The 25111-nt window shown below is 34.6% G+C and carries 17 protein-coding genes; 9 read left to right on the forward strand and 8 right to left on the reverse strand.

Annotated elements, in window-relative coordinates; translation table 11 throughout:
• Positions 1-225 precede the first annotated feature (225 nt).
• Positions 226-2010 (forward strand): DNA methyltransferase, encoded by a 1785-nt coding sequence (locus CIL03_RS08645; protein WP_094885431.1) that lies wholly within the window; start codon positions 226-228, stop codon positions 2008-2010.
• A gap of 128 nt (positions 2011-2138) precedes the next feature.
• Here CIL03_RS08645 and CIL03_RS08650 read toward each other — a convergent pair whose 3' ends face one another.
• The gene (locus tag CIL03_RS08650) at positions 2139-4826 is read right to left on the reverse strand and encodes a DEAD/DEAH box helicase family protein (protein ID WP_094885432.1); all 2688 of its coding nucleotides are present in this window, start codon (positions 4824-4826) and stop codon (positions 2139-2141) included.
• 45 nt (positions 4827-4871) lie between these two features.
• Between CIL03_RS08650 and CIL03_RS08655 the strand changes: the two genes are divergently transcribed.
• The gene (locus CIL03_RS08655; RefSeq protein ID WP_094885433.1) at positions 4872-5801 is read left to right on the forward strand and encodes a DNA-methyltransferase; all 930 of its coding nucleotides are present in this window, start codon (positions 4872-4874) and stop codon (positions 5799-5801) included.
• 544 nt (positions 5802-6345) lie between these two features.
• Here CIL03_RS08655 and CIL03_RS08660 read toward each other — a convergent pair.
• Positions 6346-9312: a Tn3 family transposase gene (locus tag CIL03_RS08660; RefSeq protein ID WP_094885434.1), complete on the reverse strand. Its 2967-nt coding sequence runs from the start codon at positions 9310-9312 to the stop codon at positions 6346-6348.
• Positions 9293-9880: a recombinase family protein gene (locus tag CIL03_RS08665; RefSeq protein WP_094885436.1), complete on the reverse strand. Its 588-nt coding sequence runs from the start codon at positions 9878-9880 to the stop codon at positions 9293-9295. The genes CIL03_RS08660 and CIL03_RS08665 overlap by 20 nt, the downstream gene beginning before the upstream one ends.
• Positions 9881-10527: 647 nt before the next feature.
• Between CIL03_RS08665 and CIL03_RS08670 the strand changes: the two genes are divergently transcribed.
• Positions 10528-10857, forward strand: a complete 330-nt coding sequence (locus CIL03_RS08670; RefSeq protein WP_094885437.1) for a hypothetical protein — start codon at positions 10528-10530, stop codon at positions 10855-10857.
• A gap of 552 nt (positions 10858-11409) precedes the next feature.
• Here the strand turns inward: CIL03_RS08670 and CIL03_RS08680 are convergent.
• A complete protein-coding gene (locus CIL03_RS08680; protein WP_094885439.1) occupies positions 11410-11844 on the reverse strand; it encodes an Rrf2 family transcriptional regulator in 435 nt (144 codons plus the stop codon).
• A gap of 194 nt (positions 11845-12038) precedes the next feature.
• On the opposite strand from CIL03_RS08680, the gene CIL03_RS08685 reads away from it, so the two are divergent.
• Complete coding sequence (locus CIL03_RS08685; protein WP_094885440.1) at positions 12039-12911, forward strand: SDR family oxidoreductase; 873 nt, start codon at positions 12039-12041, stop codon at positions 12909-12911.
• Positions 12912-13365: 454 nt separating this feature from the next.
• Here the strand turns inward: CIL03_RS08685 and addB are convergent, their stop codons facing one another.
• Positions 13366-16845, reverse strand: a complete 3480-nt coding sequence (addB, locus tag CIL03_RS08690; protein ID WP_094885443.1) for a helicase-exonuclease AddAB subunit AddB — start codon at positions 16843-16845, stop codon at positions 13366-13368.
• Between the two features lie 164 nt (positions 16846-17009).
• Complete coding sequence (locus CIL03_RS08695) at positions 17010-17369, reverse strand: arsenate reductase family protein (protein WP_094885444.1); 360 nt, start codon at positions 17367-17369, stop codon at positions 17010-17012.
• 179 nt (positions 17370-17548) lie between these two features.
• On the opposite strand from CIL03_RS08695, the gene CIL03_RS08700 reads away from it, so the two are divergent.
• The gene (locus tag CIL03_RS08700; RefSeq protein WP_094885446.1) at positions 17549-17728 is read left to right on the forward strand and encodes a glutaredoxin family protein; all 180 of its coding nucleotides are present in this window, start codon (positions 17549-17551) and stop codon (positions 17726-17728) included.
• A gap of 449 nt (positions 17729-18177) precedes the next feature.
• Positions 18178-18552 carry a hypothetical protein gene (locus tag CIL03_RS20070; RefSeq protein ID WP_240508031.1) on the forward strand — a complete coding sequence of 125 codons (375 nt, stop codon included), beginning with the start codon at positions 18178-18180 and terminating at the stop codon, positions 18550-18552.
• A gap of 168 nt (positions 18553-18720) precedes the next feature.
• Here CIL03_RS20070 and CIL03_RS08710 read toward each other — a convergent pair whose 3' ends face one another.
• Positions 18721-19554, reverse strand: a complete 834-nt coding sequence (locus CIL03_RS08710; RefSeq protein ID WP_094885447.1) for a phosphosulfolactate synthase — start codon at positions 19552-19554, stop codon at positions 18721-18723.
• Positions 19554-20948 carry an MmgE/PrpD family protein gene (locus tag CIL03_RS08715; protein ID WP_094885448.1) on the reverse strand — a complete coding sequence of 465 codons (1395 nt, stop codon included), beginning with the start codon at positions 20946-20948 and terminating at the stop codon, positions 19554-19556. The genes CIL03_RS08710 and CIL03_RS08715 overlap by 1 nt, the downstream gene beginning before the upstream one ends.
• 254 nt (positions 20949-21202) lie before the next feature.
• On the opposite strand from CIL03_RS08715, the gene CIL03_RS08720 reads away from it, so the two are divergent.
• The 3 genes from CIL03_RS08720 to CIL03_RS08730 all read left to right on the forward strand — a co-directional run bounded on the left by CIL03_RS08720 (position 21203) and on the right by CIL03_RS08730 (position 24778).
• The gene (locus tag CIL03_RS08720; protein WP_094885449.1) at positions 21203-21364 is read left to right on the forward strand and encodes a YHS domain-containing protein; all 162 of its coding nucleotides are present in this window, start codon (positions 21203-21205) and stop codon (positions 21362-21364) included.
• Between the two features lie 374 nt (positions 21365-21738).
• Positions 21739-22173, forward strand: coding sequence for a pyridoxamine 5'-phosphate oxidase family protein (locus CIL03_RS08725; RefSeq protein ID WP_094885450.1), 435 nt, complete (start codon positions 21739-21741; stop codon positions 22171-22173).
• A gap of 259 nt (positions 22174-22432) precedes the next feature.
• Positions 22433-24778: a nitric-oxide reductase large subunit gene (locus CIL03_RS08730; protein WP_094885452.1), complete on the forward strand. Its 2346-nt coding sequence runs from the start codon at positions 22433-22435 to the stop codon at positions 24776-24778.
• Positions 24779-25111: the final 333 nt, after the last annotated feature.

Below are 25111 nucleotides of genomic sequence, written 5' to 3' on the forward strand. Positions count from 1 at the left end.
AAACCGACAGAATGGAGAGATAAACAGAATGTTGAACAATCAAGAGAAGTGGCGGTTAAAATTATCGATAATATACCAAGGATAAAATGCAAATAGTATGAATCGTGTCAAAATAGAATAGAACAAAAACTCAGTTTGCAATAGAAGAGCAAGTGCCCTGAAAAGAGAAGGATGTTTATTAATTCAATAATAAATGTTATCTTATATAAGGAGGATGAATGAAAAATGACAGAAATTTTAACAAAGAATACTGAAAATGAAAGTAAAATATCAAATACATTTAATGCTGATAATGTTAGTTTAAATGATAAGGAACGGTTGAGGAATCCAATTTTTAAAGCATATGGGTATCCTAGTAAAATATACTATCCAAACATACAAAAGTATATTCAGGGATACACCAAAGAAGGTGGAGTTGTACTTGATTCATTTTGCGGTAGTGGGACTACAGGTATTGCTGCTCTTTTGGAAAACCGTAAAGCAATCTTAGTTGATAACAGTCCGAACGCAATACACATTACCAAAAACACTTTTGTCCCTGTAAATATTGAACAAGTAGAAAAAGCCTTTAAAAAACTAAAGAGAGACTTAAGTGAAGTTATTAACGGCTTATATAAAACTAAAACAGTCAATGGATTAAACGGGTACGCAGAATCAATAATAACAAGTAATATTTATTCTTGTCCAAATTGTGAAAATGAAATAGAACTTCATAACACTTCAACAGGTAAACGATCAGAGTATAGATGTAATAAATGTGGTTTTGTAATCAATATAAGTAAAGATGAACACAAGGAAAGACTAACTGAAAGAAGAAAACCTGTAGAAGTCAATTTAAGAATAACAGACATAGTTAAAGGTAAAAAAACTGACAAAAGACCTGTTACAGTCTCAGATATAGAAGATTGGGAAAGAATTATTGAACAATATGACCAAAAATATGGTCATCTTTGGTCGCCAGATGAGAAAATCATCTATAACCGCTGTTATCCAAGAATTGGTGGTTGGCCTGGATTTCCAATTGATTCAGCAGTAAGTGACCTTTTTCCAAAAAGTAACCTTATTGCCCTGAAAATTATTTATAACTATATTGAAGAGAATATGGAAAATGAAATCCAAGAGTTTTTTATGTTTGTATTTACTGAATCCTTATTTAGGTCGAGTAAAAGATTGTTTACAACCTCAGGAATTAAAAATGTTTATCATGTCCCGCCAGTCGGTAAAGAACAAAATGTCCTTACTGTTTTTGAAAGAAAATACAAAACAATTTTAAAAGCAAAAATGTTTCTTCAGGAACAAATAGAAAGTGAAAAAGTACGAGAAAATCTAGAAATAATTAAAAACAGCGCAAATCAACTACCTTTAGAAGATAATTCTATTGATTATGCCTTTATAGATCCACCATATGGTGGTGTTGTACCATATGCAGAATTAAATTTATTTTATAGTGCATGGTTAAAGGAAAAAGAAGATATTGAAAATGAAGTTATAATACCTATGGATTTTGAGAAAAAAATAGAATATGTAAAAAAATGGGGAAAACAAATTGAGAAAGCTTTTAGTGAAGTTTACAGGGTCCTAAAACCAGGAGCATATTTCACTGTTGTATTCCAAAGCAAATTTAATGATATTTGGAATGAACTTAGGGACTTGATGATAAATAGAATAGGTTTCCAGTATGTTAATATTGTAGGAAATGATAGATCCACTACTTTCCATACAAATCATTTAAATGACACAAATCCCCAAAGTGCATTTATAACTTATAGAAAACCAACACCTGATGAATTAGTACAACTAAAATTAAATATAAATGATAGTAGCATATTCCAAAGTTTCCCACTTGAGTATTTAATAGAAAAAAGAAGTTTTAGGGAAATTCAGTCCCATATAATTAATCTAGTTCATGAACAAGAATTGGATTCAATTCCATCTGATAAGGAAATCTTGGATTGGTTAAAAGCTGTATGTGATATAGACGGAGAAGATAAATTCACCTTAAAGAAATAATGATAATAATAAACTTTCAAAAATACGTAGTACTATAATAATGAAGAAACCCAAGTATATTGATATTCAATACCTTGGGTTTTTTTATTTGGAAAATATTTAAACAAAGACAACCTTTTTAAGAGGTTTTACCAAGTTCTTACCAAATCATCTAATTCAATAATAAAATAATTAGGAGTTAGAAAATCCTTCCCAAATAAGGTCTTTAATTCAGCAACAATATCTGGAGAAGGCATTGTACCTTCAACATAATATTTTTCTGCAGCAATTTTATTTTTCTCTTGATTTTCTAAAGAGTTACTAAATAAACTATTAATCATAGGCAACTTAATTATTTTAATAGTAGATTGATTAACAAATTCTACTAATTTTAATGCTTCCAGGACATTTAGTAAAAATGGCAACCTTCTTTCCGCTCCTTCTTCGGATTTCTGCTTTATACCATTGACTTCAAAATATTGTCTAATAAAAGGAGTATCAAAGTATTCATTGTATATATCGGCTTTTCTATTTAGAACTTGCTCATTTTGTTTTATATGAAATAAGAATCTAAGCAAATGGTTAACAGCATCCATTTCTAAGAATATCCTTGCTAACCTTTGTCTATCATTGTCTGGTAGGGATTTAATAAGGTTATTAAAATACTTCTCATTATGATTCATACTCCAAGAAACCTCTGCTTTTGTTTCTTTAAAGTCATAGAAGTCAGTATCAGTTACATACTTATTAAGTATATCGTACAGTACTTTACCTTTAGGAGTTAGTGTTTGATACCGCTCATTATTAGCACCCGGTTCTCTATCATCTAAAATAAGGTCAAGTTCCATACAAGCCCATAGTAGATACCTAGACTTTCTTCCATACGTTGTTAAACCAATACCTTCCACAGGGTAAACAGTATCAAGTTCAAGTCTTATATCTAACTCCTTGTCGCCAATGGATTTTATTGCATAGAATATATGCCCTAAATGGGTGCCTTGTGGGTAATGGTAACTTGCTTTTGTGGCTTCGCCAATAAACTCTAAGAACTTAGTCCACGATCCAAAGTATCTAGTGTATAGGGATAATCTATATTTACTAATATTGCTATTATTAATATCTTTTTGTGATGGTTTTCTTTCAATTTTTTCTTTTACATCATAATAATTGTCTACCAAGTCATCTTTGGTGATCTCTTTGTCCTTTTCTGCCAAGCTTTCAAGCATTTCCTCAACGGACTCATCAAAATGAACTTCACAACCTAAAGGATAATCTAGGAAACCTTTCTCTCCAAAACGATTTTTATTACCTGTTCCACCTTTAGTCTGTTGATTACTATATCCGCCACTTTTAAGATAATCTTTTATCCTATCCGCTTTTTTAAAGTTTCCAATGAAATCAAGGACTATAACGTGTTCTTTGTAGGGGCTTAATCTTAATCCTCTCCCTAATTGTTGGGTAAATATAGTTTTAGATTCTGTTGGTCTCAAAAATAATAATGCTTCTACATCAGGGAAATCGGCTCCTTCATTAAATACATCAACTGTGAATAGGATTTGTATTTGATTATCCCTGAAATCTTGAATATATGCTTCTCGTTGTGCAGGACTTAATATTTGTGTATCACTATGTATTGCTTGTGCACTAATTCCCTGCTCCTTAAAGTACTTTGCCATATCTTCGGCATGTTTTATGGTGACACAAAAGCCTAATGATTTCGCATCTGGGCAAAGTTCTTTAAATTTATCAAACACAGCTTGATTCCTTTTTTCTATGTTTAATTTTCTACCCAGGTCTGCTAAGTCATATCTCCTACCATTATGTTTTATTTTTGTATAATCAATATCATCTTTCAAGCCATAGTATTTAAAGCCTGTTAGGTATCCAGACTCAATTGCATCTCTTTGATTCATTTCATGAAATAAGTTATAATCGAAGAGCTCTAATATATTTGCTCGGTCTTGTCGTTCCGGTGTCGCTGTCATGCCAAGCATGAATTTGGGCTCAAAATATTCTATGATTTTTTTGTATGTTTGTGCACTTGAGTGATGGGCTTCGTCTATAATAATATAGTCAAAAGCATCAGGAGCAAACATCTCTAAATTGCCGTCACGATATAAAGTATCTTTTGAAGCGAAAATCAAATCTGATGTGGTATCTTTTGTTTCCGCATTAAAGTAACCTTTACTAACCCCTTTCCATACATCCTCAAATGATTCATATGCCTGTTTTAATATTGTATCCCTATGTACAATAAAAAGGGTTCTCCCATTGAAATGCATTGCATCAAATGCGGAAAAGTAAGTTTTACCTATTCCAGTTGGAAGTACTACAATACCCTTTTTCTTACCTTTTTTACGATTGAACTCAACACTGCTTAATGCAACTTGTTGTGGAAATGTTGGTTCTAATTGATCTTTACCAGCAAAAATAGGGTTAATCATAGGGTCACTTTTAAATGCCCTTCTGATAGTATCGATACATAAAATGGGTTCATTTCTTATTTGGTTATATGATAACCTAAGTAGTTTCCAACCATTTAGTATTAAATCATTTTGTTTAATTAATAGATCATCGAAATAATCTGGCGACACTCTAGCAGCACCGTCAGCATGATATGTATAACCATCGATTTCAATAACGTATTTATACTTTTCGGTTTCTATTGTGAAATCTAATCTTCTTTTTTTTGCCTGTGAATCTTCAAACGGCGTTTGTACCCTTAAATAATCTAACGCATTTTCGCCACCATAAGGGTAAAAAACTTGTTCAACAAAATCTTTTTCGATATCATTCATCTTGTTAGCATATAGTTGTATAAATTCTTGTAATTGCAAAATTATTCCCCCTCAAAAAAATTCAGATAATAAAGGAGCTTTAGTATGGCTAACCGTTCTCACTATAATTCAGGGCATAGAATGTTAAACCTTATGAATAAAACTGGAAAAAAGCATATTAGTGACAGGGATATAGGTAAACCAGATAAAACAAAACATTTAATTGCGATTGATGATTGTGTAAATCTTTTGAAAGAAATTCCTGATAATAGTGTACAACTAGTTTTAATTGATCCCCCGTATAACATCGATATGGCGAATTGGGATACCTTTGATAACTACATTGAATGGGCTTCAAAATGGTTATTTGAAGCCGAACGAATTTTAACTGAAAATGGAAGCTTTGTTATTTTTGGTGGTATTCAATTTGAAAATGAGAAATCCGGTGATCTTCTAGAACTTATGCATTACATTAGACATCACTCAAATTTAAAACTAGTTAACCTTATCATTTGGAATTATAAAAATGGTATGGGTGCACACCGTTTCTTTGCGAACAGGCATGAAGAAATTGCATGGTATGTTAAATCAAAAAAATATACCTTTAATCTAGATGCTGTAAGAATCCCATACGATGATAAAACTAAAAAAACATATCTTACGGATAAAAGACTTAATCCTGCAACCGTTGAAAAGGGGAAAAACCCTACAAACGTTTGGGAAATAAACCGATTAAATGGTAATTCAAAAGAAAGAGTCGGGCATCCAACACAAAAACCAGTTGAACTTATTGAAAGACTGATAAAATCCTTGAGTAACCCAAATGATGTTGTTCTAGACTTCTTTGCTGGTTCTGGGGTAACAACAAGGGTTTGTATTCAAGAAGAACGACATTCAGTATCCGTTGATTTGGATCCCATGCTTCCTACCTATTTACAAAGACATATAGAAAAAATGGGTGACTTATTGTACTCATATCAACTAATTACTGAAGAAACCGAGTTTAATATTCATCCTGTCTTCACTAATAAATAAATAAATAAAGTTCGACTCAAGTTTGATAAACTCATCAACTTAGTTGTATTTTTCAAGTTAAACAAATTCTATTGCATATAGTATATTTATTGTTAGCCTTATCTTAATATAACGGATTATGACACTGATTTCCATTAAATTCCTATTATAAGATTCTCTATTATTTAATATTGAAGTAAACAGAGGGTGAGACAAATGAATTAGTATTTCAACTTATGTCTTATCCTCTATCTTCAAATATGTTATTAAAAGGGTAGCAAAGATGGACTTAAGATTAAAATGATTTTTTTCAATTGTCGAGAAAAAAGTGAAGTTTCTACAAATAAAAGAAGGCTAAGGTTTTTACATAAAACTTGACTAAAAAATTATGCTAACAATGAAAGTAAACTGTGAAGATAGCGGTAGTAGGGTGCCAGATAAGTTAATAACATTAGAAAGAGGAAAGAAATTGAATGATTACAAATCTATATGGGGTCCCGTCAGGAAAATGCGGATTTACAACGCTAAGCACATTTTCGAGACGATTCCCCCATTTTTAACAACGTTAAGAAAATTTCAATGGTCTTAAAGAATCTAACGAGACCATTTTCTCGGAATTAAAATGGTATTCTCCTAGCAAATTAATATGTTCCCAACCTAGAGGCGACATATGGTGCAATAATTCTTCATTAAAACCACCAGCCTGTTTTTGATATTCAACTGCTTTTGTTAGATGTAAGGTATTCCATATACTGATGGCATTAATGATTATGTTTAAGGCACTGGCCCTTTGCAATTGATGCTGTATGGTTCGTTCCCTAAGCTCACCTTGTTTTCCAAAGAAAATGGCTCTTGCCAATCCATTCATGGCTTCACCTTTATTCAATCCTCTTTGTATTTTTCTTCTTAATGATTCATCCGATATATAATTCAAAATAAAGATCGTTTTTTCTATTCGACCCATCTCACGTAAGGCCGTAGCCAAGCTGTTTTGTCTTGAATAGGAACCTAGTTTTCCCATAATAAGGGACGCTGAAACTGTTCCCTCTCTTATGGAATGAGCTAATCGCAAAACATCCTCATAATTTTCTTTAATGACCTTTGTATTTATTTGTCCACGTAAAATGGCTTCTAATTTTGGATATTCACATGCTTTATCTATTGCAAATAATTTTGAGTCTGATAAATCTCTTATTCTAGGAGCAAATTTAAATCCTAATAAATGAGTCAATCCGAATATTTGGTCTGTGTAACCGGCCGTGTCTGTATAATGTTCTTCTATATTTAGATCCGTCTCATGGTGCAACAATCCATCCAAAACATGAATCGCATCCCTTGAATTTGTATGAATAATCTTTGTGTAGTAAGAAGAGAATTGGTCACTAGTAAAACGGTAGATGGTGGCTCCTTTTCCAGTCCCGTAATGTGGGTTTGCATCTGCATGCAGTGATGAAACACCTAGCTGCATTCTCATACCATCTGACGAGGATGTTGTACCGTCGCCCCAATAGGAGGACAACTGTAATTTATGATGGAAATTTACTAATATGGCTTGGGCTTTATTCATTGCATCTTCATACATGCGCCATTGGGATACATTAGCTAGTTGCTTATATGTAAGTCCGGGTGTGGCTTCGGCCATCTTGCTCAAGCCAATATTCATTCCCATTCCTAAAAGGGCAGCCATGATAATGATTGTTTCTTCCTTATCTGGTTTTCGATTATTGGAGGCATGAGTGAATTGCTCATGAAATCCTGTTATATGAGCCACATCCATGAGTAAATCAGTTAATTTTATTCTTGGTAGCATCTGATAAAGGCTTGCGCTAAATTTTTTTGCTTCTTCTGGAACATCTTTTTCTAAGCGTGCAAGTGACAGTTTTCCTTTTTTAAGAGAAACCCCATCTAGCTTATTGGAATTAGCAGCTAACCACTTTAACCTTTCATTAAGGCTGCTAGTTCTCTCCGTTATATAGTCTTCGAATGATAAACTAACTGATAATCTCGTATTCCCCTTCGATTGATTCCATGTATCTTTCGAAAACAAATATTCCTCAAAATCCCTATATTGTCTGCTGCCAACTATGGAAACATCTCCTGCCCGAACATGCTCCCGAAGTTCTGTTAAAACAGCCATTTCATAGTAATGACGATTAATTGTTGTACCATCATCCTCGTATAAATGCTTTTTCCATCGCTTTGAAATAAAATCCACAGGTGAGTCATCAGGCACTTTTCGCTTTCCGGATTCGTTCATTCCTCGGATAATCTCAACAGCCTGTAAAAGTGGCTCATTTGCCTTTGTAGAATGAAATTCCAGTACCTTTAATAACGTTGGCGTATATTTTCTAAGAGAATAAAATCGTTTTTGCAGTAAGTCTAAATAATCATAATCAGCAGGGCGTGCAAGTTCCTGAGCCTCTTCCACCGAAGAAACAAAAGAATTCCATTCAATAACGGATTCTAAAACCTCAAAAACGTCTAATTTTTCCTGTTTTGCTTTGATCAAAGCTTGTCCGATGTTCGTAAAGTGTATAACTTTCTCATTCAGCTTTTTACCGTTTTGTTTCTGAATTTCCTCTTGAGCTTTACGACCTTTTGATAACAGACTGAGTATTTGTCTGTCATGAATTTCAAAAGCTTTATCCGTTAACTCCTGAGTAAGATGTAATAAATAGACGGTTAATATCGAATATCGTTTATTTTCTTGAAAGTCACGGAATGCATAAGGCTCATATCTAGAACCTAAGCGAGACAACTGTAACAGTCGATTGCGATGCAAATGACTAATTTGCACTGTTTCTAATTTCATTCCTCGTATGTATTCGAGTCGTTCTATTACCTTTAGAAAAGTTTCGGGTGAAGGATGACCCGGTGGCTCTTTTAACCAACCCAATATCGTTTTATTGGATTCGGATGGATGCTGCGAGGAAATAATCTCTTCAAGTTTTTCTTTTTGCTCAATTGTTAGAGATTGATTAACCGTGTTGAATAACTTCTTTTCAGCCATTGCCCTTGCTTCCCACACCATTCTTTCAAGTGTAGTGATAGCAGGTAGGATGATTTTGTTTTTTCTTAGAAAATCTATACATTCATGTAACAAATGAATAGCGTCACCATTTTCCAAAGCTGATTGATGAAGATACTTAAATGCCATTCGATATTCTTTTAGAGTAAAAGTTACAAAGTCGTATTCACTTCGAATTTCCTTCAAATGATCCCAAAGTGTATTTTCTCTTTGAGGATATAGACTAAGCGAAGACGGACTGGCACCGATTTGTTTCGATATATACTGTATGATTGAATCCGGGATACTTTTGATATGGGTGTATGGCCAACCGGGATACCGAAGAACAGCTAATTGAACGGCGAACCCTAAACGGTTTTCTTCTCTCCTTCGTTTATTTATAATTTCTAAATCCCGTTTGGAAAAAGTATAGTAGGTTCCTAGCAACCAATCATCTTCAGGAATTTGCATCAGGGCCTGTCGCTGTTCCGGTGTAAGCAATTCTCTACCTCTTGCCATTTTCATACAGTATCATCTCATTTTCTTTTAGTTTGCGATAAAACGCTGCCTGACTGACTCCTGTAATTGTACAAATCTCTTTAACAGTTTTATCTGTTGTTTTTCGTAATTCAATGGCATGATTCATTCCTGGATGTTTATCTGTATATTTCTTTACCCTTCCTCGATATTTTCCTTTTTGTTTGGCTAACTTAATTCCTGAGCGCTGTTTTTCTTTGATCATTTCTCTATCTAACTCACTAAATGCTGCCATTACAGTTAAAAAGAATTTACCTGTAGGTGTCCTTGTATCAATACCTAAGTTTAGGATAACAAAATGTATGTTCTGTTCACGAAGCTGTTCAACTAGCTGCAACAACTGAACAGTGTTTCGACCAAGACGATCCATTCGAGTCACAACTAAGGTATCACCAGTAGAGATCTTGGAAAGAAGTTCATCCAATTGTTGCTTCTGTTTAGAAACACCACTGATTTTCTCCTCTACAATTTCGTCTACTCCAAATTTTGTGAGTTGTTCAATTTGGGTTCCAAGGTTTTGGTCTTTTGTACTTACTCGAGCATATCCATAGATCATTTTTTCTCCTCATTTAAATATGTATATTTGATAGGTGTTATTGAGAGGCTATCAAGCTAATAATATCAAGGAATTAAAAACTTATCAATAGGGTGTACTCTATTGATACAAGTATAATAGACAGGTAAAATCATAATCGTCAATTTAGACGTTATTTTGCATGTGTCACAAATGCAAAATAACGCCTGAAATAAGTGCAAAGTAAATCCAAAAGAGACACCGCCGGGATCTACTAAGATTTTGTAAGATAGCAGTACGCTTTCTTACAATTTTACTAGATTAATTCAATCTATATAAATATATAAAGTTCACACCCCATTTTATATTTTTACTAATGCAGGGAAAAAGTGATGTTTGTTTCCAGTTTAAATTAAAAAATAGTAACTTTACTTGCTAAATTTTTCTATTTTACGAAAAATGAAAAAACTAATGAATAATAATTACAAATGGTTTATGATGTGTACAGTTAGTTATTCCTAATATGGGGGGTGTCGAAATGAATAAATATATGACGTATTGAAAATTTAAAAATCTCAAATTGTTAAAGATTTAGAATTTTAATTATAAGGGAGGTAATTAATGACCGTTACTTGTAGATTAAGAATGGGGGAGATCAGATAAAGGTAAATAGAAGGAGGTAGCTTGTAATGATGGAATATGAAGTTGTTTTTACTTATATTAGGTATGAAATTTTATTCGTTTTGGTTGTTTTAATTGGATTGACTCTCAATATTGTATTTTTGAAAGAAAGATTTATTAATTGGCTAGCTACAATTGTTATTTCGATAATCTGTGTGGTTTGTTCTGGATTCAGTGTTTTAACAATGGCTGTTCTTATCGATGAGTTGGATCTTTCAGGAGAATCAAAAGATATGTATATATTTATTGCAATTATAGTTCTGGCCATTACTAATTCTATAATTTCATATATCAGAATACTAAAATTGACTGATAAAAAGGAAATTAAAAAACAATAATAAAGGAGAAAGAATATTCAACAAGAAATAGTTTTATTGATGGAATCGAGGATACCGACACGCAGTGTCGAATATATGGATAATAGGATTAGTCGATACAGTATGAAAAAAGGAAACTGTGAAATCACAGGATTATTTCTTCAAGCACAAGATGTGCACTGTCATCACTATATCCCAATACAATTTGGTGGAACTGACTGACAAGTTTCATAACTTACGAATTCTACACAAAGACGTGCATAAACTTATCCATATAAAAGATACAATTAAGATAGATATACTCAAGAAAAGTTTGGGCCTCACAGAACCGATGCTTAAGAAAATTAATAAATATCGGGAAGAATGTGAGTTAGAGCAAATCAAATAACCCAAATCAACAAGAGTAACTTGAAACTTATAATTTAGGAAGACATCGTTAGATGGAGCGCGGAATGCTTGGAAACTGGCACGTTCCGTGTGGAGCAGGGGAAAAGCCGGAGATAACCTCAAACGCTTACCTATTGCTAACGGTTACTTTAAGTTAGAAAAAGATATTCCATTAGAATACCTTTTTTAACAAATATTTTCTTTAGTAGCAATATCCTTCACAACATCTTCTAAAGTAACATTTCTTAATACCTTCTCCATTGCTATTTGTGCTGATATGAATAATGGTTCAATTGTATTCTGGATGTTCCTGCCTACGGGACAATCAGGATTAGGACTATCATGGATACTAAACAATTCTTTCTCCTGTACAACATTTACTGCCATATAAACGTCGAACAGTGTAATATCAGATAACTCCTTGGTAAGTTTAGCCCCTGCGATACCTGGACGTACCTCTATTAAACCGGACTTTTTTAGCATTCCCATTAGCTTTCTTATTACGGCTGGATTCGTGTTAACACTTGAAGATAAGAATTCAGAAGATGATACCCCTTCTTTGTTTAATTCAATTAGAGTCAATATATGAATTCCAACAGCAAATCGGCTGCTGATAGACATGTTCAGCCACCACCTTTTAACAAACTGTTATTAATTATTTCATCATGTAACTATTTCAATTACAAGTTTATTATACCAAATTATGAACAAAATAAGAAATAAACAAGTAACATGTTGACAAAACAATTACATGTAATTAAAATAGTTACATGTAATTAATGCTGTTACAGGTGATCGGATAGGAGGAAAATATAATGAAAATATTAGTTACAGGAGCAACAGGAAAATTAGGTTCGAAAGTTGTAGAATCATTATTGAAATCTGTACCTGCAAGTGATTTAGTAGTGAGTGTTCGCATTCCAGAAAAAGCTGAAGGGCTTCGTGCTAGTGGCGTGGAAGTTAGACAAGGAGATTATGACCATCCAGAAACATTAGATCATGCTTTTGCAGGGATTGACCGCTTATTAATTATTTCTGCGGATGGCGACAATGAAACAAGAATTCGCCAACATTCTAATGCAGTGGCGGCTGCAGAACGTGCAGGAGTTAAATTTATTGCCTATACCAGCTTAACGAACGCACAGGAAAGTAAAAATACTATGGCTCCAACCCATAAGGCAACAGAACATGCAATTTTGAAAACAGGAATACCTTACTCATTCCTACGAAATAACTGGTACTTAGAAAATGAAATTCCAGGGATTGAAGGTGCCTTAGCAGGTGCTCCTTGGGTAACTTCAGCAGGAAACGGCAAGGTAGGCTGGGCACTGCAACAAGATTATGCAGAAGTTGCTGCAACAGTACTTTCTGAAAAGGGGCACGAAAATACAGTTTACGAGTTTTCCGGAAAACCATTAACTCAAGAAGAATTTGTTGCTATTCTTAGCAGTGTAATAGGGAAAGAAATAACTGTACAACAGGTTGATGACACTGCCTATGCTGATAGTATGAAAAATGCTGATATACCAGATTTTATTATACCTATACTTGTTGAAATTCAAAAAGGCATACGGGAAGATACTCTGGATTTTGAAAGTAATGATTTCAAAAAAGTCCTTGGTCGCTCAGCTACACCGATTAACGAAGCATTGAAACAACTTGTTAATACTATTTCAAAAACAAAATAAATATACTTTAAAAAACTGACATGTAGTCGGTTTTTTTTACAGAATTAAGCAGTTTTGATCAAAAAAAGATAACTTTATAAATGAAAAAAATCAGATGGTGAAGAAATGTTCTTAAAGTAACGGGGCAAGAGTGAAACAAGACAATCATTAAATTGATTGTCTTTTATTTTTTGGTAAAATAACTGGAGTATTATGCTAATATTGTATGAAAAGGTCTTTAGCTAAGTGGTGCATTAGTGAGAGAAGTAATATGATCCCAAAAAGCTGAAATAAAGGAAACTTTAGAGGAACCAGAAGAAGCTTTATGGTGGCATGACGTAAAGAAAGAAATAGAAGAGCGTATTGAAGGTAGTTCAGATGATGAAGAGAAGTAGGAATCACAGTGACTAGGGACCTCAAGGACAGGCACCATAGTCCTCTGCAAAACCCGGTAGGACCAACCTGTCCCTGTGGTTCATTTCATAATTAAGTCCAGTACTTCTTCATCCGTGAGTTCTTTCAGTTTCCGGTACTCATTTCCTTCTAGACTAGGATCAAATTGGGATACGGAATGATACGGACTAAATGTAATGCCTGTTTTATTTTTATATTGATAAGGGTTCAAACGAATAAATCCATTTGTAATATCGGTAAACGCATGAATAACCAAATTTTTTACATGCTGAATTAAGTAATAAAATGTTTCATATCCCACGACCCTTGAATAGCTATTAAAACTACCATCACTTTTGATACCAGCTGGTATAATCGAGCTTGCACCTATTCCAAGTGTTGTATCCATGAATTTTACAATTTTCTTATTATCTAAAAGTATCCCTTGCATTTTATACTTCTTTAAAATTCTATTTTTAATATCTGTATCTCCCAACATTTTACCTGTTGAAATCATAGGATCATGCACATGAAAATACAATGCACCAGCAGGTTTTGCTTTTACACCAAGCCAGTGTTTAGAATGGGATAAGACAACATCCAAATAGATTAGCATCTGTAATGCCAAACCATAGTATACTTCGGTAAGATCAAGCCCTCTAGAACTTGATTTATAATCAATAATTCTTAAAAACAGTTCATCCTGGAATAATGCTTTATCTACACGATCAATTCGTCCGCTTAAATGAACCTCAAATCCTGTTTTAAGAGGTATTTTTATTGGTGGCAATGTTCGATTTTTACCAAAACCAAGTTCGACTCCAATCGGAATAAAATTACTTTTTCTAGCTTGTTCACTTAAAATAAATACAGATTTTGCAATGACATCTTGTAATTTTTGTTCCATATATTTGTAGCGATTAGAACGATGCAAAATCTGATGTTTCAAAATTGGTGCTAATAGTGCTACAGCCTTTTTTGCATAGATTTCCGCATCCTCTTTACTTAATTTAGAAAAATCCTTACCATCGTCCTCAATCCATTCCGAAATTTTTTTTAATGCTTCATGGAAAAGTTGCCCAATATCTAGTCTATCAAGTTTATATATTTTTCGTTCTTTAAGACCTAGAGTGTATTTAGCAAAATAATCGTAAGGTGAACGATAATATGTCTCAAGCATTGTTACACTAGCATTAATTTGCTTTGGATAAAGCTTATTCACCGTTTCTTTTGATAAATGAACTGGTCTATTTTGATAATATAAGCTTTGTAAGATCTTATAGGTTAAGCCATATTTTTCATGATTGAGAATATACCAATTTAATACATGCCACCAAATTTGTTGAATCGGATATCCCTTTTTACTCCTGGCTAGTTGGGTTATTAAAGCAGACCTTGTTTTTAAAGGCGTTGTAATGAACTGATCCGCTTTTATAAGTTCATCTGAATCCTGAAGTAGGCCATGATTTGTACAAACAGGGAAAAAATCCTCCATCCGTTTAATTAATTGGGACCGCATTTTCGGCTTTCCTTCTTCATCACTTAATGGATAGCTAATCCATAACCTGTCCGTTGCTTGAGTAAATGTAAGATACATATAAAACCAATCATCAAGTAACTGTCGTCTTGTACTATTAGCCAATTTTAATCCATGATTATTTAACAACTCTCGTTCCTGCTCATTGATTACACTGTCTGATTTTGGCTTCATTGGCCAAATGCCATCATTAACACCGAGCAAAAAGGCACATTTAACACCACTTATTCGAGATCTATCAACCGTTCCAACAATAACTTGGTCCATGCTTGGTGGTACATGAGAAAACTTTAGTGCAGCAAGGCCCGCATCTAATGTTGATCTAAAGGTTGCTAGAGTCATCGTTTCTTCTCCAGCAATTTCGACCATTTCATCTAACAACTGAATGAATGCAATCCATACTTGTTCCTGCTCACGACTTTTTTCAATATTCCCTTGGCCATCAAAAAAGGTACGTAATGCCTTTAAATATACAGGTACTTCGTTCCTTTCAAGCCATTCATACAATATTCGGCAATTTTCTTTCATTGTATTGGACTTTCTAAAGTTTTCATCAACATCTTTAAGTCCCTGAACAACTTGCTTTCGGTATCGATTAATCCGTTTTTCCTTTTCTTTTTCTGCATCTGTTTGCTTGGTTTGGTCAAATCCGTGAAATCTCTGAAAAATCCACGGTTTCTCACTAAACCACTGTTCTCTAGAACGGATTCCATATTCAAGGCAATAATTTTCTAATTCATCAATCGCATCATATGTTAATGGATATTCTGTGTCTGTGGATGGAATAAATCCAGTCTTCAATACACGAAAGATTACATCATAACGCCAATCTCCTTCAACAATCTCAAGAGTTGAACGGATACACTCAATGAATGTATGGTTTGACATTGTTCTTTTTTCATCAATAAAAACGGGGATATTATATTCCCGGAAAATCGTTGCAATAAGATCATGATAGACATTTGTTTGTCGGACAAAGGTAGCAATATCCCTAAATCGATAATGTTCATCACGAACGAGACGAATGATTTCTTGTGCGGCTCCTTCAACTTCAGCACGAGGATGTGCAGCTGCTTGAATTTTTATTGGTGCTTCTTTCTGATAGGCATTTGCTGGCCAAACATTAAAGTTTTCCTCAAGATAGGCAAAAAAAGGTCTATCCTTAAATTTCTCATACTTTGAATCTAGTCTAACAATTTCATCTATCGCAATCTGTTTATCCTCTGCAATTGATTTTAGGACTTGGTACGTTTCTGATGTTTGATAAAACAAATCTAATTCATTTACAACCGTTTGTTTTTCATCATCCAAAGTCAGTGCAAATGTAACTTTTTTACAACTCTTCATTAATGCTTCAACAACTTGGAGTTCCTTTGGTGTAAACCGATGGAATCCGTCAAAGTAAATTTCTGCACTAGATAACGATGTTGACTGATTGATCTTTTCTGCCAGTAAAGCTAATTGATCTTCACTATCAATATATTTATCTTTTAAGTTATACTCTAATTTTTTATAAATATAGGATATATCTGTGAGCTTTTTTAATAGAGCAATTTCCGTTGGTTCTTTGTGAACAACATGATTCATCTCTGAAATCTCTTTATCTAACATTTCTGGTGTTATCCGGTAGCGTTTAAATTCAGTAATCATTTGCTCAAGTTGTTCTAAAAAGCCTTGTTTCCTTATTCCCTTTTGGAAGGATTGCCAACCAGACGTGTTGTCTTTCACGATTTTTCTAAGCATCATTTGAATACCAATGGAACTAATAAATTGTCTTGAACTGCCACCCGTTTCTTGAAGAATGCGCCAAGCCAGACGGGAAAAGCTTACGACCTGAGCACGAATGCTGCCTTGAATATCCTTCCCGTTAAGTAATGCATATTCTTGCTGAAAAGTCATTTGGTCTGGAACAATATAAAATACGGGAGGGCCTTGTGGATCATTTATTATTTTCGTCTTTATTTCGTCAAGAATTCTGGCACTTTTGTCTTTACCAGACCTACCTAGCAAAAAGCGAGCTCCCATCATTATCCTCCTAATTTTTTAACATGATTACAAACCCTTTTATATCAACAAAAATGGCCACCAAAATTGATATACCATTTGATGGTCATTTTCTCTTACATTTGTTAAATATTTATGATTATTACAGAATCCGTTATTATTAGATACCAATCTTTTATCCTGTATTACTCGGAAAGTAATTTTATAAAGTCCTGTTCTTTAAATCCAATAATAACAATTTGACCATCTGTTAAAATGGGCTTTTTTATTATTCTTGCATTTGAAGCCAATAAATCCAGTAATTCATTTTCTGTTGCTTTCTTTGTTTTATCCTTTATTCCCAATTCACGATACCTCTTATGATGTGTATTAAAAAAGCTTTTTAATTCAAGTCCACTTTTTTGATACATATCGAGAAGTTCTTCCCGTGTTGGGGGATCATTTACGATTTGTTTTGCGGTATAGGAAACTTCATGTTCATCCAACCACTTTTTTACTTTACGGCATGTTTGACATTGCGGATGCCAATATAAAGTTAATGAGATTTTATATCCCCTTTCTTTATTTGTGTGTCTATAAAACTATACTATCACCAAAAGGAGTTAAAAAATTTGATCTATGTCAATAAACTTTTACTATCTTTTGTGTACAATAAATATAAATACGAAAAATATAAATTATAATTATTAGGGATAATTATCATAAGTAACTAGAGGAGGAAGACATGAAAATTATAAAATTAAGTAAACTAAATTGCGTCCCTTGTCAAACTGTAGAAAAGTTTTTATCGACTAATGATATAAAGTATGAAGAACATGACATATATGAGGAACCAGAAGTTATTGAACAATATGGAATAACCGGTGTTCCCATGACTTTGCTGGTCGATGACAATAATATATGAGATAAAAAGAGTAAGTGGATATAATCCGCTAGAAATGAATAAATTGATTATTATATTTAAAGGGGATATGGAGGAAGATAATGGCAAATAAATAGTATTACAGAAAGTTAAATCTCTACTAGCCATGTATAAACTTGGGCACCTCGGTGGTCAAGAATTACCCGAAGATGTTTTAGTTGAAATAGTGCCAAAGGATGAACTTCCAAATGTTTTAACGTTTGGGGTAGCTTTGGATTACCAAAGACCGGTATACCCTTTATGGCAGTCTATAGCTAATGCTTACAATGAGCCAAACGCCCGTTGGATTTTTGATCCGATTGCAGTGGTAGAGCGTAATGACGAATTGAAAAATATCTTAATTCACTACAAAATTGCCCTACAGCCAAATAGGCATCCGGTAATTCAGCAAAGGATAGCCAGGGAGATTATTCATTCATCGGAACAGAAAAATGTACAAATTAATAGATACAGCACATTATGATATAGCTATTTTAAAATATATCATTCAAGAAAAGCGAAAATCAGAATTTTCATATTTGTCTGGCACTAAACTATTTAATTACTGGATGTATGTTTTAGAAAAGTATGCATATATCCAATGGAAAAATCGGGAATTGATTTCTATTGCACCAGACACCCATATTTTAAAAGCTACAGTTAAACTTGGATTATGTTCAGAAGAAGTTTTAAGAGGAACCACTAAAGACAGGCAGATTGTTGCTGAAAATTGGAGAGAAACACTTACTGGAACAAGCATTGATCCGATAGATGTACATACACCCCTATGGTTATGGAGCCGATTGAGTTTTCCACCAATAAATTAGTTGAAATCTTGATCCTTTATTGGTATGGGTTAATTGAGAACTTTTAGTTATTGTATAAAAAGACTGGCATGATACCTTTACTTGGAGTTGGAATACTTACCCACTGTAAAGAGATCATGCCAGCAAATCTTCCCGTCATAAAGAACAGCACTTTTGCTAGACTACAATTTAATTTTTACCATCGTCAAATGTAAGGACACGGCCCCAAAGGTCATTGTTTCCCCAAATTCCACGGCGCAATCCTTCCAGTTGAACAATTTGACTGTGGTCGACAAAGAGATTGACTTCAGGTCCATAATTTTTAATGTACCAATTAAACACATCAGGATCTGCTGCCTCAAACATAACTTTCTCTGTACCTAATTCAGATGCGAAGCGATTAGCTATTTCCGTACGCCACGTATTGACACTTTCTGTAATTCCTTCTGATTCAATCATTAACATATAAGCTCCTGCATCAAGACAGCGTTTGCCAATTTCAATGGCATTTGAAGGATCAGATATACCAGCTGCTTCATTTTGTGCAATTGTATTTGTACCACCTGCACCAAATTGGATTCCAATTTCTGGTTTCGCTAGTAGTCCAGCTTTTTGTACCTTTTCAACGATTCGAACAATATCATCTGTTGGTATGGTAATGAATCCTGTTGAAATTTCGATAATATCAAACCCAACTCGTTTACATTCATTAATATAATGTTCAACGGCCTCAGGACCTTGTGTAAGAACAGTTTCCATAAAGCCACCTGTCGATACTTTAACATCATATTGATGTGCAAGATCTGTTAATTCTATCAATTTATCCTCTGGGTACAATGTAAATGCTCCTCCAGCAAACTTTAAACTGTCAACATAGTCACCCATTGTTTCTAAAACATCCTGTAGATAACGTTTTCCCATTACAGTATAGTATGGACCACGAATTTCGGTGATGCCACGGGTACGCGGTTTTTCCTGGCGGTTGTTCATACGAATTTTTTGGAACGCTCTTTGTTTACTCATCACTGATCATCCTCCACAATTTTTATTTGACCAAGCAAATCTGTAAGTTCATTAATTTCAATTTCCTCGAGATTTTGAATGGTTTCGGCAATTTTTGTTGCAAGCTCGCGGTCAATTTTACTTGTTAGTTCATTATATTTTTCCATTAATACATCCCACGTTGCTGGACGTGTTTTGAAACCTTGGTAGTCTTTCTTTTCAATGGAAATACTAAGACCATCCTTCGTTTCAATTTCGATGTTGCATGCCATTTCGTCTGGGAAACGATCACTGTAATGTCCATCTGGTTTAACATCAACCTTCTGTAGGAGTTGCTGGATATCTTCCCTTACAATACGATCTGCTTCATATTGAGCGGGCATTACTTGACCATCGAGATATGCTGCTGAAAGCATATATGGTAATGAATGATCTGCTTCTTCTTTAAAGCGAATGATTTTTTTGCCACCCTCTTCACCACCACCGATAATATTGAATGCAACGTCAAAGGTGGTTAACCGGATGGACTCAATATCTCTTGATGCGATATTGTGACGATCCCGGAGTTCCAAGAGGCCTTCAATTGAAGACTGGGAATGAATTTCAGCATTATATTGTTTAATAATTGTGTTTGTTACACGTTCAAGATCCTCTTTTTCCCAATCTATATGAAATGGACCCGCAATCGAATCCATGAAACCTTTATTCCCTTCGAAAACTTCCTTTGGACCCGTAATACCATATTTTGCAAGTAATGATGCATGCATCGCACCCATTGCCGTATTAGGATAAGCGAGACCTTTCCAATTTGAAAGTTCGCCAGTTCTGGTTACACGCAGTGAATTATAGCCAGTACCTGCAATTGCGATAGCCTGAGCAATTTGGAATCTGCTTAGTCCCATTGCATGTGCTGCTCCAGCTGCCGCACCGTAAGCACCTTGAACGGTATGATCAAATCCACGATCCCTCACTGGGGCTACATCTGACAAACGACATTGAACCTGATATGCAATGGCTAATCCAGTTAAAAATTCATGTCCATTTGCCCCTACAAATTCACTTGCTGCAAGAACAGGTGCTATATTATCTGATGGATGACATGTTTCATCCTTAGCTAAATAAGAATCATTAAAATCCAGGTAGCGAACAGCAGCACCATTATAAAATGTTGCATAATCTGGTGTTGTTTTTCCTCCACCAATTAAGGTAACAAGTGGCTCACCACCGAGCATTTCCGTCATCTGGCGAATCGCTTTCACTGGTTTTTCTTCCAGGGCACCAATTGCACAACCAATCGAATCCAGTACACGGCCTTTAAGAGCATGAATTGCTTCCTTAGAAAGATCATCATAACGCCTAGAAGAGACCCAATTGCTGAGCTGTTCTACCATTGTAGAAGATTTACTTATTGACATTAAACTTCACCACCGAAAATATTTTATAGAAAATAAATGCATTTGCTTTCTACATTTATAATATTACTCCTAAAGGTGATAATAATAAATTATTAATAACCGAAATACTGATAGTAAATTCAAATACATATTGATAACTTTTTCTTTTAAGTTTAAAAGTTTACTAAGAACTTAAAAAATGATGCACATCAAGGAAGGAATGAAAAGATACTAGTAAAATAAAATTATAGTTAAAAACAAGGAGGTTATTTAAAATGACAACAAAATGCACAGTAAGTGGTGTAGAAATGGAAGTAAATAGTTCTGCATTACAGTTAACTTATAAAGGTAATGTATATTATTTATGCTGTGAAAGTTGTGTCGAAGAGTTTAATAGTAACCCTGAAAAATATGTTGAAAATTATTATAAAAATTAACAATAAGGAAAGGCTGCTGAAAACATTGGGGATTACCATGAATCCGGTAGCCTTTTATCATTGGATGGGATTTAAAGCATACTTACTCGTAAAGGCGATTCCTTATATAATTGGATGATTATATTGAGGAATCAAATAAGGAGGTAACGGGCTCGGAAGGGTTCTCTTTGAGTCCATTAGCACCAGATTTGGTAATATAAATGGTTTCTTTGATAATAAGAGCTAAAAGAAGATCATTCTTAAAAAAATCGTTAAACATTGACCTAAATCAATCTTTTTAATCCTTTTATTTGCTAAACTACGTATGTAATCGAGAAAGATTTTATGCGAAATCATCTTATCTAAAATGCTAATTATAAAGGGAGTTTTGTAACATGGATTTATTGAACGAATATAAAAGAATTCTAAAGGATCATGACCATATAGCTCTAAGTACATCAGTAAATAATAAACCAAATGTTAGGGTTGTAAACTTATATGAAGATACTAGCAAACCGGGCGTTATTTATATTTCAACGGACCCAAATAGTCAAAAGGTAAAGGAATTTGAGATAAATAATATTGTTTCTTTTACAACTCTGCCAAAGAGTAAATATGAATTTGTTCGGGTTCAAAATGCTACTGTAAGAAAGTTACATTCATCTGAAATTGAAAAAGTTAAAAGATATTTCACAGATAGGGATGTTAGTTTCGAAAGTAAGTTAAAAAAGGGAGAAGAAACAACAGCCATTTTTGCTTTAGAATTTGGAAAGGCAAGAATCAAGAGGAATACGGTTGATCCATATGATTCAATACAGTTTGATAATTAATGAGAAAAAGTATCCATCAATGGTGGATACTTTTTTCTTATTGGATAATATGCAGAGTCTCTGGAACGCTATTTCTTTTTGTGAACAAAAATTGTCTTTTCACTATAGCCGTCGTGTATACAGGAAATATTGACCTAAATCAAATACTTCTATAAGCATGTATTGGATAATTAACGTAAAGAAGGTTAGACAAAGGCGCTTATTGCATTGTTGTCTCGTTTATCTGCCTTCTTAACATTAAATAGAGAGGAAGATTAGAATGAAGAGAAACCGCACGCCCCATTCCCAGGATAAGAAGCCTACCACTGCGAATGGATTGCTCAAAACCGTTCTGATTATCACATTATTGCTTAGCTTTACTGCACTTATTGTTGGCGGGTATGGGATTTTTAAAGGTCAGGCACCAACTCCTATGGAAGCGGTCACACCTGACGGGGAAGTGATCATGACGGAAGATACGATTAAAGGTGGTCAGGCCGTCTTTCTAAAATATGGCTTAATGGATTATGGGACCGTGCTTGGAAATGGTTCCTATATGGGACCTGACTATACAGCAGAGGCATTGAAAGTATATACGGAAGGTATGCAGGATTATTATGCAGATATAGATTATAGCTCAAAATATACCGATTTAGATGAAGCTAAGAAAGCAATCATTAAAGACCGGGTCATTAAGGAAATACGTGAAAACAGGTATAATGAAGAAGAAAACACCCTTTATGTTACCGATGCGCAAGTGTTTGGCATTGAAAGGGTGGAAGCATATTATCGAGATGTATTCGCAAATGGGGACGGCTGGGGATTAAAGCCGGGACTCATTCAGGAATCACATCTTCCTGAGACAGATCGTGCCTATGTGGCTGATGGGGATCAGGTAGAGCAAATTTCACATTTCTTTTTCTGGACAGCATGGTTATCCAGTACAGAACGTATTGGAGATGAAATAACCTATACAAATAACTGGCCGTACTATGAAGATGCTGGGAATACAATGTCTTATTCGGCAATCGTATGGAGTGCGGTAAGTATTACAGTGCTCGCCATCTTTATCGCAATTATTTTGTATGTTTTCTATAAATATCACTTTGGGATGGAGCCTGCTTTTACAAAGGACAAATATCCGGTATTTGATTTGAAAAAGAAAAAGGTAACCGTATCACAGGTTAAATCTGCTAAGTTTTTCTTGCTTGTCGGAATCATGTTCTTTGTACAGGTTATGTTTGGAGCATTACTCGCTCATTATTACACCGAACCGACTTCGTTTTTCGGATTGGACTGGATATATGATCTATTGCCATTCGGAGTTGCAAAAGGTTACCACTTGCAATTAGCTATTTTCTGGATCGCAACAGCATGGCTTGGTTTAGGAATTTATTTAGCACCGGAAGTTGGCGGCATGGAGCCGAAACGGCAAGGGTTATTGGTGGATATCCTGTTCTGGGCACTAGTTACCGTCGTTGGCGGGTCCATGATCGGTGAATGGTTAGGCATCAATGGTTTCCTCGGCAACTTGTGGTTCTTATTAGGCCATCAAGGCTGGGAATATTTAGAACTAGGCAGAATATGGCAATATGCTCTAGTGGCTGGACTCGTGATATGGTTATTTATTTTATATCGAGGCATCCATAGCGGATTGAAAAAAGAACGGGATAAGGGCGGTTTAATTCATTTACTGTTTTATGCATCCATTGCCGTACCAGCATTTTACATTTTTGCATTCTTCATCAATCCAGAGGGCAGCTTTACCATGTCCGACTTCTGGCGCTGGTGGGTCGTCCATCTGTGGGTAGAAGGAATATTTGAAGTATTTGCCGTTGTTATTATTGGGTTCATGCTTGTATCGATGAAACTCGTCACTAAAAGCTCTGTCGTCCGGATGTTATATTTCCAGATTATATTATTGCTGGGCTCAGGTGTATTAGGAATGGGTCATCATTATTATTATAACGGATCACCTGAAATATGGATTGCCATCGGTGCCGTATTTAGTGCATTGGAAATCATCCCTCTTACACTATTGGTATTAGAAGCTTATGAGCAATATAAGATGCTAAAAGCGGGTGGCGTTCATTTTCCGTATAAAATGACGTTCTGGTTCCTGATTGCAACATCACTATGGAACATTGTTGGAGCGGGAGCAACAGGATTCCTGATCAATCTTCCTGCAGTTAACTATTTTGAACATGGCCAGCAGCTAACCCCTGCTCACGCACACGCAGCCATGATGGGCGTTTACGGTATGTTCGCCATAGCAGTTATGCTCTACTCCCTAAGGCATGTCGTAAAACCGGAGAAATGGAATGATAAATGGCTCAAGGTTTCCTTCTGGACATTGAATATTGGTTTGTTTGGAATGGTCTTTGTTGCATTAATGCCAATTGGATTTATTCAACTGAAAGAAGCTTTTGTTAATGGTTATTGGTCATCACGCACAAGCGAATTTCTACAACAGGATATGATCCAGAATTTACTGCTCATTCGAGGTATTCCAGACACCATATTTATTATCGGTGTGGTGATTTTAGTTATTTTCTTTGTGAAAGCAATGTTTCATTTAAAAAGACCTGCGTATAAAAATGGGGATACCATTCCGGAAGATGAATAACAACAGAATTATCTCCATCCGAATAGAAAGTTTTTTTAAAACGTGACCAGGGTCAATTATTAATATCCGCAAACATTTTATACTTATAAGTGTAAAGAAGATAAACAAAAGAACAAGCGTAATTTTACATTAAAAAAATAAAAAGGAGAAATGCGTGATGTAAAAAGCAATCATTCAATTAGAAACCTTATCCTGTCCATCCTGTATTCAAAAGATTTACAATGCCGTAAAAAGACTAAGGGGTGTTGATCTTACAGCGTAAACGTCCTGTTCAACTCCAGTAAGGTAAAGGCGAATTTCGACGCTGAGACCATTACAGTGGAGAAAATTGAA

The organism is Virgibacillus indicus (assembly GCF_002266285.1).
Classification (GTDB): domain Bacteria; phylum Bacillota; class Bacilli; order Bacillales; family Amphibacillaceae; genus Virgibacillus_K; species Virgibacillus_K indicus.

Coding starts and splice junctions, on each gene's coding strand:
- CIL03_RS08645 (WP_094885431.1), top strand. CDS start 226: ATGACAGAAATTTTAACAAAGAATACTGAAAATGAAAGTAAAATATCA.
- CIL03_RS08655 (WP_094885433.1), top strand. CDS start 4,872: ATGGCTAACCGTTCTCACTATAATTCAGGGCATAGAATGTTAAACCTT.
- CIL03_RS08660 (WP_094885434.1), bottom strand. CDS start 9,312: ATGAAAATGGCAAGAGGTAGAGAATTGCTTACACCGGAACAGCGACAG.
- CIL03_RS08665 (WP_094885436.1), bottom strand. CDS start 9,880: ATGATCTATGGATATGCTCGAGTAAGTACAAAAGACCAAAACCTTGGA.
- CIL03_RS08670 (WP_094885437.1), top strand. CDS start 10,528: ATGATGGAATATGAAGTTGTTTTTACTTATATTAGGTATGAAATTTTA.
- CIL03_RS08680 (WP_094885439.1), bottom strand. CDS start 11,844: ATGTCTATCAGCAGCCGATTTGCTGTTGGAATTCATATATTGACTCTA.
- CIL03_RS08685 (WP_094885440.1), top strand. CDS start 12,039: ATGAAAATATTAGTTACAGGAGCAACAGGAAAATTAGGTTCGAAAGTT.
- addB (WP_094885443.1), bottom strand. CDS start 16,845: ATGGGAGCTCGCTTTTTGCTAGGTAGGTCTGGTAAAGACAAAAGTGCC.
- CIL03_RS08700 (WP_094885446.1), top strand. CDS start 17,549: ATGAAAATTATAAAATTAAGTAAACTAAATTGCGTCCCTTGTCAAACT.
- CIL03_RS20070 (WP_240508031.1), top strand. CDS start 18,178: ATGTACAAATTAATAGATACAGCACATTATGATATAGCTATTTTAAAA.
- CIL03_RS08710 (WP_094885447.1), bottom strand. CDS start 19,554: ATGAGTAAACAAAGAGCGTTCCAAAAAATTCGTATGAACAACCGCCAG.
- CIL03_RS08715 (WP_094885448.1), bottom strand. CDS start 20,948: ATGTCAATAAGTAAATCTTCTACAATGGTAGAACAGCTCAGCAATTGG.
- CIL03_RS08720 (WP_094885449.1), top strand. CDS start 21,203: ATGACAACAAAATGCACAGTAAGTGGTGTAGAAATGGAAGTAAATAGT.
- CIL03_RS08725 (WP_094885450.1), top strand. CDS start 21,739: ATGGATTTATTGAACGAATATAAAAGAATTCTAAAGGATCATGACCAT.
- CIL03_RS08730 (WP_094885452.1), top strand. CDS start 22,433: ATGAAGAGAAACCGCACGCCCCATTCCCAGGATAAGAAGCCTACCACT.